This window comes from Oceanobacillus luteolus, assembly GCF_042678205.1.
In the GTDB taxonomy this organism is placed as follows: Bacteria; Bacillota; Bacilli; order Bacillales; family Amphibacillaceae; genus Oceanobacillus; species Oceanobacillus luteolus.
This window is the reverse complement of record NZ_JBHUDE010000167.1, coordinates 93,648-109,522: the sequence shown is the minus strand read 5'-3', so window position 1 is coordinate 109,522 and position 15,875 is coordinate 93,648. Positions and strand designations below refer to the sequence as shown.

General features: G+C 38.9%; 14 protein-coding genes. 5 read left to right on the top strand and 9 right to left on the bottom strand.

Going from position 1 to position 15,875, the window contains the following annotated elements; all coding sequences use genetic code 11:
* Nucleotides 1-108: 108 nt before the first annotated feature.
* The 6 genes from ACFSBH_RS21380 to nadC form a co-directional block, all read right to left on the bottom strand.
* Complete coding sequence (locus ACFSBH_RS21380) at nt 109-246, bottom strand: hypothetical protein (protein WP_251512319.1); 138 nt, start codon at nt 244-246, stop codon at nt 109-111.
* 435 nt (nt 247-681) lie between these two features.
* Nucleotides 682-1,344, bottom strand: coding sequence for a nitrilase-related carbon-nitrogen hydrolase (locus ACFSBH_RS21375; RefSeq protein WP_379599679.1), 663 nt, complete (start codon nt 1,342-1,344; stop codon nt 682-684).
* Between the two features lie 207 nt (nt 1,345-1,551).
* Nucleotides 1,552-2,118: a sigma-70 family RNA polymerase sigma factor gene (locus ACFSBH_RS21370; RefSeq protein ID WP_251512317.1), complete on the bottom strand. Its 567-nt coding sequence runs from the start codon at nt 2,116-2,118 to the stop codon at nt 1,552-1,554.
* A gap of 318 nt (nt 2,119-2,436) precedes the next feature.
* Nucleotides 2,437-4,380: a TRAP transporter permease gene (locus ACFSBH_RS21365; protein WP_379599677.1), complete on the bottom strand. Its 1,944-nt coding sequence runs from the start codon at nt 4,378-4,380 to the stop codon at nt 2,437-2,439.
* A gap of 34 nt (nt 4,381-4,414) precedes the next feature.
* Nucleotides 4,415-5,419: a TAXI family TRAP transporter solute-binding subunit gene (locus ACFSBH_RS21360; RefSeq protein WP_379599675.1), complete on the bottom strand. Its 1,005-nt coding sequence runs from the start codon at nt 5,417-5,419 to the stop codon at nt 4,415-4,417.
* 26 nt (nt 5,420-5,445) lie between these two features.
* Entirely contained in the window at nt 5,446-6,291 is an 846-nt protein-coding gene (gene nadC / locus ACFSBH_RS21355; protein WP_379599673.1) for a carboxylating nicotinate-nucleotide diphosphorylase, read from the bottom strand.
* Between the two features lie 187 nt (nt 6,292-6,478).
* On the opposite strand from nadC, the gene ACFSBH_RS21350 reads away from it, so the two are divergent.
* Nucleotides 6,479-7,003, top strand: a complete 525-nt coding sequence (locus ACFSBH_RS21350) for a transcription repressor NadR (protein ID WP_251512313.1) — start codon at nt 6,479-6,481, stop codon at nt 7,001-7,003.
* Nucleotides 7,004-7,305: 302 nt separating this feature from the next.
* Here the strand turns inward: ACFSBH_RS21350 and ACFSBH_RS21345 are convergent, their stop codons facing one another.
* From ACFSBH_RS21345 to ACFSBH_RS21335, 3 genes are all read right to left on the bottom strand, one after another.
* Nucleotides 7,306-7,581, bottom strand: a complete 276-nt coding sequence (locus tag ACFSBH_RS21345; RefSeq protein WP_251512312.1) for a hypothetical protein — start codon at nt 7,579-7,581, stop codon at nt 7,306-7,308.
* Between the two features lie 478 nt (nt 7,582-8,059).
* Nucleotides 8,060-10,348 (bottom strand): penicillin acylase family protein, encoded by a 2,289-nt coding sequence (locus ACFSBH_RS21340; RefSeq protein WP_379599683.1) that lies wholly within the window; start codon nt 10,346-10,348, stop codon nt 8,060-8,062.
* 221 nt (nt 10,349-10,569) lie between these two features.
* On the bottom strand, nt 10,570-11,367 hold the full coding sequence (locus ACFSBH_RS21335; RefSeq protein WP_251512311.1) for an arginase family protein: 798 nt from the start codon (nt 11,365-11,367) through the stop codon (nt 10,570-10,572).
* 203 nt (nt 11,368-11,570) lie between these two features.
* Here ACFSBH_RS21335 and ACFSBH_RS21330 point away from each other — a divergent pair, with 203 nt between their 5' ends.
* The 4 genes from ACFSBH_RS21330 (at nt 11,571) to ACFSBH_RS21315 (ending at nt 15,850) form a co-directional block, all read left to right on the top strand.
* Complete coding sequence (locus ACFSBH_RS21330; protein WP_379599670.1) at nt 11,571-12,497, top strand: threonine/serine dehydratase; 927 nt, start codon at nt 11,571-11,573, stop codon at nt 12,495-12,497.
* Nucleotides 12,498-12,808: 311 nt separating this feature from the next.
* Nucleotides 12,809-13,735 carry a GntR family transcriptional regulator YhfZ gene (gene yhfZ, locus ACFSBH_RS21325; RefSeq protein WP_251512309.1) on the top strand — a complete coding sequence of 309 codons (927 nt, stop codon included), beginning with the start codon at nt 12,809-12,811 and terminating at the stop codon, nt 13,733-13,735.
* A 141-nt stretch (nt 13,736-13,876) separates the two neighbouring features.
* A complete protein-coding gene (locus ACFSBH_RS21320; RefSeq protein WP_379599668.1) occupies nt 13,877-14,728 on the top strand; it encodes a phosphotriesterase family protein in 852 nt (283 codons plus the stop codon).
* A 9-nt stretch (nt 14,729-14,737) separates the two neighbouring features.
* The gene (locus ACFSBH_RS21315; RefSeq protein WP_251512307.1) at nt 14,738-15,850 is read left to right on the top strand and encodes an aminotransferase class V-fold PLP-dependent enzyme; all 1,113 of its coding nucleotides are present in this window, start codon (nt 14,738-14,740) and stop codon (nt 15,848-15,850) included.
* The last annotated feature ends 25 nt before the right edge of the window (nt 15,851-15,875 follow it).

The following is a 15,875-nucleotide window of genomic DNA, read 5'->3' as shown; positions in this document are numbered from 1 at the left end:
CCGATAATGATAAATTTGACTCAAAAAAGGATCCTAGCAAAGTTTTGATTGCTTGGATCCTTTTTAATTACTGTTTTCGGCTAGTTATGTCCCAGCCTCTTTTTGAAACTATAATATATAGTTAATAACAAACCATAGAATGCCAAAGAAGATGATCAGGATTGCGGCATATTTTATAAAGGCAACTGCAACTCTGCTTGAATCCGTTTTCTTTTCCGTTCTTTCAATCTCTTTATGCTCATCCATATTGATTCACCACAGATTAGTTTAGAATAGATTAATTATCGTTACCCAGTTATTATGTAGCCGAAACAAAAGACTTCGTTAAATACATGGATATAAAATAAGACTCTAAAATAATGGGTAGTAACATATTTCTCTCTCTAAGAAAAATAGTATATGTATAATAAACTGTTAGACTGGAGTTGAACACCGTCTCTGGCTGGCTATTAAACTAATCCATTCAAATTAAAGAGCCGAGAATTAAATGACTCGGCTCTTTATGGTTCAAGCGTTTTACTCATTTTGTGTATGTGTTAATTCTTCATAAAGATATGGTTTTCTGTCCTTTAAATAATCGATCTTTATCCGATGTTTGTATACCTCATCTAAATCTATCATCGTATTTGATATAAATTCCTCATTCACAGGTAATTCTTTAATCACTTTACCTCTCGGATTTCATATTTTACTTTTGCCGAATAGCTCCAGTCCGTGATCATCAGATATATGATTCACACCAATAGTATATACTAAGTTCTCTAGTGCTCGCTGCGGCAAAATCAAATCCCACATATCCATGTTTTGGGCCTTCCAAGCTCCAGGAATAAAAATCATTTCGGCTCCTTTTAGGCTGAGGATTCTACTCACTTCTGGAAATCCAACATCGTAAAACATAGCAATTCCAATCTTTCCATACTTCGTTTCGAATACTGGGAATTCATTGCCTTCCCGAAAATATATCGCTTCTTCCCCCTGTAAATGGGGTGCAGCATAGGATCCTTCCAGGTCGCCTTCATCATTAAATAATAAAGCTGAGTTATAAAGAACGCCTTTTATTTCCCTTTCTTCAGGGATAGGGGCTATGAGGTATACTTTATTTTTACGTGCTACGTTGGATAAAAATTGCACACTATCCTGAAAATATGTTAAACCCAGTTCCACTGTTTTTTCTCCTAGATAATTCAAATGATAACCAGTGGAAAATAGTTTTGGCAGGCAGATAATCTGACTTCCTTTTTCAGCAGCATCCTCAACGAATTGAGCTGCTTTTTCTAAATTTCCTTGAACATCACCCAGTGTTACATTCATTTGGATCATCCCTATGTTTACAAGCTTTGCCATATGCTGATTCTCCTTTTATTTGTTTGTCGGATATTTGCTGAAAAAGGTATATTCTTCCCCCAATATAAACATTATTATTTGAAATATTAACAACATTGGATGTAAATGTAAATGTACATAATGGGTAAGGATGTAGTAGGTTGTTTTCCCGTATTGGATACTAAGAAATAGGCAAAAGGGACTGTTGGAGAATATCAATTTGTGAAACTAGGAATTCAGGTTTTCTGTAATCATCTTTTTCATATCGATATTCCGCAGTTTTTTCTTTGCTTCCTTTGCCCAACTTTTTACCGCTTCGATGGAAACACCCTCATTCTCAGCAATCTCTTTTAGTGTCATATCTTCAATAATGTAATATCGTACCCATTTCCACTGTTTTTCCGTCAGTATGTTTCTTATTTGCTTCCACATATAATCATCCATGTTGCTGTCTAGATGAGTGGTTATGTGAGACTGAGTCGTTTCGCTTACTTGATGATACGTAGCCGTATCATTTGCACCTTCGTCCTCCGATGTTGCCAGTTTCTCATTTTCCAACCTGCGACTTTCTTTTCGAATGAGATCGATTAAACGATTGCGGATCATATAATTGAAGTAGGTGGATAGTGGACCTTTATCTGGCTGATAGTTTTTATATGCACTCCACATAGCAATAAGCCCCTCCTGATAAAACTCTTGATGGTGATCTCGTATGTTCAACCTGTGCAAATGGTAATGGATCCTCCGCTCATTTTGTTCATATATCTCTTCGAAGGTAAATTTCTGCTTTTTCAAGAATATACACTCCTCCTCTTATGGGTCCTTATAATCATAATCGAATGAACTCCATAAAAGGGGGCGTAAAAACTAGAAGTTATGAAAGAATCAGAAAACATTAACATTATTATAGAACGTTTGTTCCTTCGTGTAAAGTTAATTTTGTAAAATAGATAAAAGAATTTAGAAGAATAAAAAGGATAGTTAGGGGGAGATGGATGTTCGTTGTATATGGTCATATTATGAAAAATAATCCCACCTGTTCGTAAACTAAACGAACTGAGGTGGGATTTTGAGGAGAGGCTGGAATTTCTCTCAGCTTAAAAACACATCTTGTTAAATTCTTGGTATATTTTGTGCTCCTTTAGAAACTGAACTTCCGATCCTTCGTTTCAGTTGGAACAAGAATACTGTAATCAATAAAATGATTCCGATTCCATTCAATAAGAAACTAGGGTATACGAACATACAGCCAGCTACAATTAATATTATCCGTTCCCAGATGGTAGTGCTTGTTTTCAGAAATCCGATTGTTCCTGCTGCAAGTGCAATAATTGCTAGTGTTGCGGTAAATGTTGCTATTATAATTTCCGTCCATGAACCTTCCATCAGTAGAGCTGGTTTCAAAACAAACATAAATGGGATAATAAAACCAACAATTCCTAGCTTAACAGCCTCGATACTGACAGTATTCGGATTTTCATCTGCAATTCCTGCAGCTGCGTAGGCTGCAACTGCAACTGGTGGTGTTATTGCAGAAAAAATAGAAAAGTACACGATAAACAAATGTGCTGCAAGTGGTGAGACACCTAATCCGATTAAAGCTGGAGCCGCCAACATGGCTGTCAATATGTAGGCAGCTGCTACTGGCATTCCCATCCCCAAAACAATACAAATGAGCATCACTAAAAATAGGGTAGGGACGAGTAGTCCGTCGGTGAACCCTAGAACAATACTTGTCAGCTTTCCACCGAGACCTGTAGACATGATTCCTGCGATAATCATTCCTGCTGCGGCACAGGCAGCGGTTACCGGAATGGAAGACTTTGCGCCGTCGACCATCGCGTGGAATGCTGTTTTGAATCCAATCCGTGTGTCTTTACGGAACCAACTGACAAGAATAACTGCAAGAATACTGTAAAATCCTGTCCTTGATGCACTGTATCCACTCATGAGAAAATACACTAAAACAATTAATGGAATAAAATAATACCAACCTTCTATCAATACCTCTTTTAATCGTGGAATACTTTCTTCCTCAGGTGTTGGTAAATCCAATCGTACAGCTTCCAAATGGACCATCACAAGTAAGGATACATAATAAAGGATCCCAGGGATGACGGCAGCTATCGCGATTGTTCCATAGGGGATTTGTGTAACTGCCGCCATCAAGAAAGCGGAAGACCCCATGATTGGCGGTAAAATACTCCCTCCTGTTGATGCAGCTGCTTCAATTGCTGCTGCCATGGAGGGTTTGTAACCACTTTTTTTGAGTACTGGAATAGTAAAGGACCCAGTCGTAACGACGTTGGCTGTCGGACTCCCGGAAATGGAACCAAAGAATGCACTGGCTAAGACTGTTACTTTAGCTGAACCTCCCTTTGTTCTTCCTGCAATGGCGGCCGATAGATCAAAGAAAAATTGACCCGCACCGGCATGCTTCAAAAATGCACCAAATAAAAGGAACATAAACACAAATGTTGCAGCAACTGAGAGTGGAGATCCCCAAATTCCATTATAGCTATAGGCTACATCATTAATGATCTCTGAAATGGAAAATTCACGATGGTGCCATAAACCTGAAAAATGATGTCCCCATATACTATAACCAAGGCCAATAAACACAATTGCAATGATTGGAAATCCCATCGTTCTTCGAGCAGCTTCTATCGTTAAGACCACAAAAATAACGCCAAAAAAGAGGTCAAGTGTACTTAATGGGTCTAGGATAGGAATCCTTACTGAAATCCGTTCTGCTTGAGCTGAAAAATACACTCCTGAAGATAATGCTAACAGTGCAGCGGCATAGTCATATAGAGTGGGTGCTTGCTTGATTTTATGTTTTCTTGAATAGCCGTACATCAAAAATGTCAGGCCCAATATTACAGATAGATGAATGGCCATCTGGTTCAACGGATCTAGTTTTCCCCAGATTACAGACCAGACTTGGTATATAGATAAAATGAAGGCCGTGCAGCTGAATATTTTTATGTGGAATGATGATAATTGCCGTCGGTATCCATAACCAAACCAACCTACAACAAATCCTTTTATGTTCATAAGGAACTAACTCCTTCTTGGCAAAATAAGATGTTTATTCATCCTTAGCAAGTATTCCGATATCTTTATAAAACTTCTCGGCTCCTGGATGGAGAGGGAGCTCTCCAACGTTTATCATACTTTCCTCTGTCAATTCTTTAAATTCATCATGTACGGTTTGTAAATAATTCAAGTTGTTGTAGATGCTCTTTGTAACTGCGTACACCTCTTCGTCAGAAACGTCTTTATGAACGATAAGAATTGCTGGGGTACTGACCGTATCAATGTCTTCTTTTTGAAAGTCATAGGTCCCAGCAGGAATCGTGTTGGGCTCCATTCCGAGTTTTTCGGATACCGTTTCAATAGTTTCCTTATCCAAGGAAACCATTTTTAAATCGATGGTTGTAGAGGCTTCAATAATATTACCTGAAGGTGCAGACTCGGCATTTCCAGCAGCGTCAATTCTTCCATCCGCCATCATTTCAAACGCCTTTGACCCGGACAGATAATCGACTGACCCTCCCCATGAAATGATATTTTCATAGGTTATTCCAAAATGATGGAATGTTTCCCGGGTGATCAGCTCAGCATCTGATCCTTTTTGGTTCACAGCCAAACGAATTGGTATTTGGTTTTCCACAATGTCATGAAGTGAATCGTATGGCACATCTTTTCTCACAAAGAATTGATAATAATTAGCTGGAATAACAACACTAACCGCACGAATATTTTCAAAAGCTTGATCGTATGGCTCTACTCCTCGATAAGCAGCATAGGCGGTCATCGCATAAGACAAACCATATGGAACCCTGCCGAGACCTACCATGGGAGGATTCTCTACTATACTGCCAGGTTCCACTGTAATATAGGAGGAATCATTTTCACGACGGACCGATTCGGCAATTCCTTCTGTAAATACTGCCCATGCACCACCTGTCCGACCGCCCTTGATAGTAGTAGTGATGCCGTTCGAATCAGAACTTTCTGTTTCTTCTTCGCAGCCAGCTAGAATAGATAGGAATAGCAGTAATAGAATAGATATGAATGTTTTTTTGTTCATGTTCTAGCTCTCCTGTTAGTCGGAAATTATTTTTTGTTTCCTTCTTTGACTTGTAAACTAATATCTAACGCTATAACCGAGTGCGTCAATGCACCTAAAGATATATATCGAACTCCGGTATTGGCATAAGATGCTAGATTTGATAGATTAATCCCTCCAGAAGCTTCGGTTATAATTTGAGGTGGAACAAGTTTGGCAAATTCCCTCACTTCTTCAGGTTTGCGATTATCAAACATAATGACATCTGCATTTGCTTCAACGGCTTCTAACACTTCATCCCGCGTTTCCGTCTCAACTTCGATGTTTACCATATGGCCCACAGATTCACGTACTCGCTCAACTGCTTTTGTAATGGATCCGCAATAAGAAATATGATTATCCTTAATCATGACACCATCATATAAGCCGTTACGATGATTTTTCCCACCGCCAACGGTGACTGCATATTTCTCCAGCATCCTTAGGCCTGGCGTTGTTTTTCTTGTATCACAGATTTGAATGGAGGGATCATTTAAAGTCTCTACACATGTTTTCGTTAATGTGGCGATTCCACTCATCCGCTGGAGTAAATTTAAAATGACACGTTCGCCTGTCAGGATGGGTCTTACTGGACCAAAAGCTTCCGCAATCGTATCTCCTTGATTGACCCTATCTCCATCAGCAAAATGCAATTTAACTTCGATTTGTGGATCGAGCAAATGATAAGCAACTTGGATGATTTCAAGTCCTGCAATAATTCCATCCTCTTTCGAAATGAAAATCCCTTTACCTTGTTGTTCGATAGGGAAGATAGAGTTGCTTGTTAAGTCATTATCACCAATATCTTCTAGTAAAAATGATTCTAGCATTTTCTTTAACTTTAGTTGATTCATCTTTATATCTCCTTATAAATTGAGTTAGTTGTGAAATTTTTCACAATGAATTCATGGGTGTTTATTTGGTTGTATATTTAGATGTCTTGACAACTATCATTACATAGATTTAATATTATATCAAGTGAAATTTTACATGCACATGGTAGAATTTTAGAATGGCATAACCATAAGGAAGTGTAAAAATATGAAAAAAATGTCGCCCCAAGAACGTCAAAAGTTAATTATCACAACGTTAGAAAGTGCATCCACACCAATTACAGCTTCAGAGTTTGCTGAAAAAGCGAATGTCTCCAGACAAGTTATTGTTCAAGATGTTTCCATCCTAAAAGCGAAAAACGAACCAATTATCGCTACGAGTCAAGGATATGTTTATTTAAGGGAGAAGGCGGAGGATAGTGTACAACGACGGACGATTGTGGTCCGACATACTCCAGAGCAAACACTAGAAGAGTTGTATATGATTGTTGATCATGGCGTTACAGTCAAGGATGTGAGTGTGGAGCATCCGGTATATGGTGACTTGACAGCCTCGATCATGGTGAGCAATCGAAAAGAGGTAGACTTGTTTTATGAAAAACTGCAAGATCCAAAAGCCTCTCATTTATCATCGTTAACGGAAGGTTTGCATCTTCATACGTTAGAAGCGGATTCAATAGAGAAGATTGAAGCAGCTTGCAGGGAATTGGAGAGGGCAGGGATTTTGGTTTGATATTTTATGATGTTCTGGAGCCAGATCTTTTTCTGGGACAGAATTTTGGAGTTAGAGGTAAGCAAGGAGTTTTCACGTTCCCTTTGGAACAATATTTCTATGTGAGGGGTAACGTAAGAAGTTCTCATGTACCCTCTGGAGCATGATTCAGAAGTGAGGGGTAACGTAAGAAATTCTCATGTACCCTCTGGAGTAGGATTCAGAAGTGAGGGGTAACGCAAGGGGTTCTCACGTGCCCTCTGGAACTTGAATTAGAAGAAATATCAAGCTTCGTAATTTGCAATTCCCGCAGTTTTGAACGGTTATCTCCGCCTTGATAGCCTCTTGCCTCCGACCCCGGAATAAATAGGGTCATAAGCTCCTTCTTCTTCTGTCTTAAATGTATTTGCCAACAATTCAAACAGTCTTTTATCAGATTCATGGTACCCATCCTCTGTGAAAATAGAAGTGCTGTAACAAATATCATTATGTTTTAATACCATCTGTTTGTGTGCGTATTCCACGTGTCCATAAAATCTTTCTATCTTGTCATTTTCAAAGGCTTCCCGTTGCTCAAGGTCATATGTCCACTCATCCATATCGTCCGAGCATAAAAAACTTTCATATGAAAAGCCAATGCTTAGATCATTTTCATCTGCCGGGAGGTTGATGGAATGATTTACTTTGTCTAGAAAAAAAGAGTATCTAAGATTAATTTGACAAATGATTTAGTGAATGATATTATTAATAGTCTAGTAACAACTAAGTAATTCTGGCATTCTACAATGTTTTTGTTGATGCTTATTCAAACTGGAGCGACTAAGGGGTCGCAAGGACGCAAGAGCAGGTAGGGCTTGTGTTGCTTAAGTCAGAGAACATCCAGTGGAACATATACCGCGGTAAAGTGAAATTCTTTAACTTTGAATACATGCTGCGTTTTCTAAAAGCTATCCATTATAGCTGATAATCTTAAGAATTTCCCACCCGAAACAATCGGGATTAATAAAAATAAACTTATATGTTACTGAAAATCAAAGGGATACTCCAGATTGAAGGAGTATCCCTTTTCCAATGGCATTATTTTGCAAACCGCAATACTTTCCCTTCTTCCTCATTCAATCGGGTTTCATAAAACATACCATTCACCCAATCGTTAATTTTATCATGATACGCATCACTTCTGAAATGACCACTTTGTCCAGGGCCGTTGATGTGATATCCAGTTTCAATATTAGCTAAATCAATTACAAATCTCCAAGGAGCACCGTGCTCAACTTCTCCTGTATCACGATTATGAGCTGCTGCCATCGGGGTTATTGCACTTCCTCCGATCGGCAAAGGGTCCTTTCGATTAAAGAAAAACTCCAATACTGGATGAATGCTTGATAGCGGATGTCGGAATTCCACCTGGTGAAAATCTCCCCATTTCCAAGCAGAAAAATCTTCTCTAAATTCCACTTCGAGCTTTTGGACGGCTTGGGTTAAAGATTCAATCAACACATGTTCCAATCCGCCATTTTCATCCAGCCAAATCGACTCTTCTCCAACGATTCCTTTTCTTATGATCTTATCCGTCGTTTGTCCTCTCGCAGTGAACATATTCATCATTGAGCTTGGAAATCCCGAATGTCCCGAATATAATACATTTTCCACTTCATACATCCATTGGTGGAAAATTAAAGGTGCTGCTTCACCAGCATCATCCTCATAATCCCAAGATGCAATAATTTCCAAAGCTGCTTCTTCATTTTCCGATAAATCATTATCCTCGATTAATTGTAAAAAAGAAGGAACAAATTCCCTTGCTTGTAGATTCATTTGATCCATTTGTAAATTCTGCATATCTTCTATTGTCAGTTTATCTCTCTCCTCCAGCACCTCGGAAATTCGTTCGTAGCGGTACGGCTGTGCCCAGACGTTGCTGATATGATATGGATAGTCATCACCTACAACTTTGTTATTCGCTGTAGCAATATAACCCTTCTCCGGATTTACCACAGTAGGCAGTTCATCAAATGGGATGTACTCGTTCAATTCATTTTCTGCAAGCCAACCTTCAAGAGGGAGGAGGGCATCTCCAGGGTTTTTATAAAGTGGAATATTTCCGTTTGCCTTATAAGCAATTGTTCCATCTTTTGCAGCAAATACAAAATTCTGCGCCGGCACAAGGAACTTTTCGAGCCCTTTTTCAAATTCCTGCCAATTGGTCGCCTTATTCATCTCTAAAATTGCTTCGAGTTCCGTTGTCGGTTCGAGTGCCGTCCAGCGTAAGGACAGAACCGTCCCCCAACCACTTTCCTCTGCAAATTCGGAGATGACAGGTCCATGCCGTGTCACGACAACTTCATAATCAATCGTTTCTCCATCTCTAACGTGAATCGGTTCTGGAATTACTTCCGCTTCTTCCCATTCATCTTCAAACAAAAATTCATTTGGTGCTTCTGGATTTTGTTTTTCCAAATAGAGCTGCTGTACATCTGGTCCTGTATTGGTCACGCCCCATGCAATGTCCTCGTTATGTCCCAAAATAATTCCAGGTACACCTGCAAAAATTACTCCACTCACATTTAAATTATCTGTTTGCAAATGCATTTGAAGCCAAATGGAAGGGGTTGCTAATCCTAAATGCGGATCATTAGCGAGCATTGGTTCACCGGATGCAGTTTTTTCCCCGCTTACTACCCAATTATTACTTCCGTTGAATTCATGTGGAATTACCGCGTGTTCAAAACTTTTGGCTATATCGATTTCTTCATCCTGAATGATGGTCGGCCGGTTTTCGGGATAAACGGGGAACAGCTCGTAAGCTTTCTCCTCCGAGAAACGGCTCAGCGCATAGTAATTAAATGCTTGCCGCTCCCAATTCCCGCCTAGATCGAATGCCATAAATTTTCCGATTGTAAGCGAATCAATCGGGGTCCATTCTGCAGGTTCCGCATCCATCAATTGAAATTCAATTGGGAGCCGGTTTGCAATTTTAGCATCTTCAATATATGCATTTACACCATCAGCAAACCAATTCAAGACTTGTTTGCTTTCCTCGGAATAAATCTCATACGATGCTTCAGCAGCACGCCTTAGGCCTAGTGTCCTGAAATATTTATCCTGGTTCACTGCGGCCTCACCGACAACTTCACTTAGCGTTCCAGATGCTTGTCTTCGGGATAATTCCATTTGGAAAATTCGATGTTGCGCCTGAACATACCCTTGTGCTATATATAAATCCTGCTCATTTTGAGCACGTATATGAGGTACTCCGTGTGAATCCGTCAACACGGTGACTTCATCTTGTAAAATTGGAAGATTAATCGTGCCTTTAACCTGTGCTACCGAGCGATTTAAGTATATATTTGCGAATAAGAGCATGCAGAGTAAAACTAAAATAATTCCTCCGATAATAAACAAGAATAGTTTCCTTTTGGTTAGTCTCTTTTTTTGTCCTTTGTTTATTATTTCCTGTTCCAATTGTAACCCTCCTTTAAAGTATAGATTCTCTTTGTTGGAGGGAAATCCTTTATTTTTGAGAATGGAAATAATCAGGTATTAAAGTCGGTTAAGAATTATATTTAGTTCTCAGCACTAAATGATTAAGCATGTAAAACCTCAGAAGAATGGTTTGCCTGCCGCAGCCATCGGATTATATACTCCAGCATAAATCGATTCGCAAAACTGTTTTTATCATTAGCTTCTTTAGTTTCTAGTCCGAACTCATCTGAATTTGAAGGATACTCCCCACAAATGTCGATTCCACTTATGTTTTTGTTTTTAATAATTTCCTTAACGACTCTCAAGAGCTCACGTAAACGCATATTCCCATGATCCCAGGCAGTTATTGCGTCTTTTTTATCGAGGACATCTTTATCGATACTAAGGTAAACTTCGTCGGTTTGAATTTCTTGGTTGATGGAGTGGAGTGCACGCTTGAAATTCAAGCGGAGATGGTGTTTTGTATAAAGACGTACTTTTCCTTCTATGGAAGGGGGGATTTGTGTTTCTCCTTCTTCACTGACCCCGATAATCAAAACTTTTTGCAAGTAGGGATTAGTTTCAAGGGATTCAAGTACCCATGAACCACAGGAAATCAGATCCTCACTAGGGCTTTTTAATGTATCGGTGTGATGGTCAAATAAAATTAGGGTAAAAGGTTTTTGAACTTGTTTTAACAGCAGATAGGTGATGTAGTGGTAGTTTCCATTTCCAATCAGAGTGATGTTATTTCTCAGGTGGGAAATCTTATGTTCAATTGTCTTTAATGTAGCTCGTTCACAAAAAAGATTTGTGTTGGCAATCGATTGCAGGTCCACCCAATCAACATTTTCCTTGTGCAGAAAGGCTTGTTTTTGATATGTGTTATCAAAGTTAAGTACGGTAATCTTTTCATTCATTGTTACCTAACCCCTTTCTAGGAATAATATGAAGCTGTACTCTTTATTATATCACTTTTGGCTGTTTTCAGAAGATTATATGTTAGATTGATATAAACGACTCAAAAATTATTTGAGTGACATATACAATATCATTATTTTAGAAACATAGATTTAAAGAGGGTAAAAATACGAATTACTTATTGGCAAAGGGAGGCTTACTAATGATTGGTTTAAAAGAGATCCTAGAAGCTAAACAGGAGATACAAGATGTTATCCATGAAACGCCAATTTTGCATTCCACACAGCTAAGTGAAATCTGTGGCAATAACATGTATTTTAAAGCGGAACATCTTCAGAAGACTGGCTCCTTTAAAATCCGTGGCGCGACGAATAAAGTGAAAAAGGCAGTAAAGGGGAAAGCTAGATTTATCACGACGGCATCCAGCGGCAATCACGGACAGGCAGTTGCCTATATTGCAAATCAATTAAGGGTGCCGGCAACTATTGTAGTGCCTGAAGATGTAAGGGAAAGTAAATTGAAAGCGATAAACGCCTATGGTGGAACGGTTGCAAAACATGGTCTAACATCCGAAGAAAGATTGATAAAGGCTGAGGAGGTAGCAGAACAGAATCATGGTGTGTTTATTCCTCCATATAATGACGCACTTGTCATGGCAGGGCAGGGTACAGTCGGTTTAGAGATATTAGCGCAGCTGTCAGAGACAGATGTGGTTGTCGTTCCAATTGGCGGAGGTGGATTGATCTCCGGCGTATTGACTGCAATAAAGCAGAGTAAGCCAAATGTAAAAGTAATCGGTGTAGAACCAGAAACAGCAAATGATACGTATCTATCATTAAAAAATGGGGAGCTGACGGAGATCCCGGTATCAACTACAATTGCCGATGGGCTTCGGGCGATAAAACCAGGTTATCTGACATTTCCAGTCGTTCAGCGCTATATAGATGATATTGTGCTAGTATCGGACGATGACATTAAGGAAGCACAACTTCTTGTCCTGGAGCGGATGAAACAGCTGATTGAGCCGTCGAGTGCGACTACAGTAGCTGCAGCGATGCATGGTAAGCTGCATGTGAAGGATAAAAATGTCGTATGTGTACTGACGGGAGGAAATGTGGATGTTAGATAACAAGTCTTGTCTTCAGGAGTAGAGCATGATAGATAAATTAGCTGTTATATTTCACAAGGAAATGAAGGAGTGGTCATCCACTCCCTTATTTAAATTTTTCCAAATTAATTACTTGAGTTTTAAAATGTAAACACTTACAATACAGTTGTACAAAATATAGTATATTGGGATTAAGTATGTATTGAGCAAGAAAATAAATAATGGGAATAGATTAAGCAAGATTGAATATATTGCATTAGAATTGCTTTGAATATAGAATGATTCTATACTATTAATGTACGAAAAATAGTATATTGGTGAGGTATATAAATATGTGGGAAAAATTATATTCAAAAAACGGTTTAGCAGCAAAGCATATAGCAAAAGAGTTATTAGAATTGGAGATTGGAAGTAAAATCCCTCGAGTGTCTGATTATAGCGTGAAACTTTCCATAGGACGAGGAACGGTTCAAATTGCTTTAGGCTTATTAGAAGAGCTAAAAGCAATTCGTTTGGAGGCTCGAGGGCATCTAGGTACTTATTTAATTGATAAGGACGACCAATTGTTGCAAGAGATTGCGGGAATTTCTCCTTTGATAGGATCCATGCCGTTACCATACTCCCGAAAGTATGAAGGATTAGCAACGGGCTTATTTGAAGCGTTTGAAGGAGCAGGTAAAAAAATATCCTTATCATACATGCGAGGGGGATTAAATCGTTTAGAAACAGTCCGGACAAAGCGTAGTGATTTCGCAATTGTTTCCAAAATGACAGCAGATAATATTCTATTAAAATATCCCAATCTAAAAATATTCAAACGCTTTGGCGTTGAAAGCTATGTCTCCTCTCATAAAATATTTTTAGCAAACCGGGAGGATCACACGATTTACGATGGAATGAGGGTAGGGGTCGATGTTGAATCTACGGACCAAACGGAGTTGACTTATAGTGAATTCAATGGCTTGTCTGTTGAATATGTACACATAAATTATATGCAACTGTTTGATATGTTAGATTCCAAGAAGATTGATGCTGCAGTGTGGAGCAGTGATGATAAGAGATTAATGAAGGCCTTTCCGTCGATTGGCTTCAAGGTTCCAAGAACGATAGAACTATCCGAAGATACTTCGGAAGCTGTCATTGTTATTGATGGTGAAAGAGAAGAAGAATTCATTGAAAAATGGGGTTCCGTACAGTTACAAGATATTCTAGATATCCAGAGACAAGTGGAAAAAGGAGTCAAAATGCCGAAATATTAAGGGGTGTGTTTATACATTAGGTGAGGAATGAGTATGATTTTACAGGTATACGGCATTACTCCTTCCTAACCATAGCTAACTTCATAGTTATAGATTCGAAGAAAGAGGGTGAGAGGTGTGTTGGAACCTGGGATTACCTATATGCATGAACATACAACAATTGATCTTTCTGAAGTGAAAAAAAGTGAAGACTGCCAACTTGATGTATTCTCAGAAACAGTAAAAGAATATCAAAAATTATTTGATAAAGGTGTTCGTAATATTGTTGACGTAACCAATTTTGGAATGGGAAGGAACATCCCGTATGTTGAAAAGGTTGCCGAAAAAAGTGGGATAAATATTATTCATGCTACTGGTTTTTATCAAGAAAAGTTTTATCCTATTCAGGTCTTTCGAGAATCGAGAGATGAGTTAGCTGAACGGATGTTAATAGAAATAACGGAAGGGATTAAAGGAACAAATACGAAAGCGGAAATTATTGGAGAAATCGGAACGAGCCATAATAAGTGGACGGAAACAGAAAAGAAAGTTTTTGAGGCGGTTGTCATTGCTCACAAGGAAACGAATAAACCAATTACCACTCATACTACTTTAGGTACATTAGGCCACGAACAGGTTGCCTTTTTTAAACAACATGGAGTGGATCTAAATCGAGTAATAATAGGTCATGTCGATTTGACGGGGGATGCAGATTATATTCTTCATATGTTAAAAGAAGGGGCGTATGTAGAGTTTGATACGATTGGCAAGGAAAGTTATATGCCGGATCAAGTACGTGCAGATATCTTGTGGGAGATTCAACAGAAGGGTTATATCGATAAGGTTTTACTATCGATGGATATAACTAGAAAATCCCATCTAGAGTACCAAGGTGGCCTCGGATACTCTTATTTACTCGATTCGTTCGTTCCCCTTCTTGAACAGACAGGGCTTTCAACTGAGTCGATTGAGAAAATGTTGCTTAAAAATCCAACTGAATTTATGAATGGTTGAGGTGAAATCATGAAAACCAAACCACTAAAAAGTATCTCAATGGAAGAAGCGCAGAGAATGCAATTTTCCTTGGTTGATATTGTCACCAAACATTTTCAGGGAGATGAGATACTTTCGCTAGGAGATTTAGGTGTAGTAAGAGGGATGAATAAACCCCGTTATACAAAGAAAGTTGAAGAAGTACTAGCAGAATTTTTTGGAGTGGAGAAAGCAAAGCTTGTTCGCGGTGCGGGTACTGGGGCATTACGATACGGCTTGATGAGCTTTCTCAAACCAAATGAGAAGATATTGGTACATGATGCACCCATTTACCCAACGAGTAAAACTACAATAGATTCCATGTCGATTATACCGGTAGCTGTTGACTTCCATGATAATGAACAATTAATAAAGACAATCCGTGATAATCCAGACATAAAAGGGGCTTTGGTTCAGCATACACGACAAAAAATCGATGACAACTATGAAATAGATGAAGTCATCAAAACAATCAAAACCGCTAATTCATCTCTCACGATCATTACTGATGACAATTATGCGGCAATGAAGGTGAAGCATATAGGTGCACAAGCCGGAGCGGACTTGTCTACATTCTCTTTATTTAAATTGTTGGGTCCAGAGGGGATTGGTCTCCTTGTTGGCAAGACAGAGCACATTGAAAAGATTGAGGAATTGAACTATTCAGGTGGTAGTCAAGTTCAAGGCTACGAAGCATTGGAAGCGCTTAGAGGCCTCATTTACGCACCTGTCATGTTGGCCATACAAGCTGAAGTCAATGAGAAATTAGTTGATAGATTGAATGAAGGAATTATTCCTGGTATTAAACGGGCTTTCCTTGCAAATGCCCAATCCAAAGTGTTGCTAGTAGAATTTGAGGAGCCGATAGCTGAGGAAGTTCTCAAATATGCAAATGAGTTAGGAGCGGCGCCAAATCCGATTGGTGCTGAATCAAAATATGAATTTGTACCGATGTTCTATAAAGTATCCGGAACATTCCTATCTGCTGATCCCACGCTGGGTAAAAGGATGATTCGGATTAATCCAATGCGAAGTGGTCCTGATACAGTAATACGCATTATTGATACCTCCATTAAAACAATAAAAAGTAATTCACAGTATTAGTTGAGAATATACTAAAAGGAGGGGA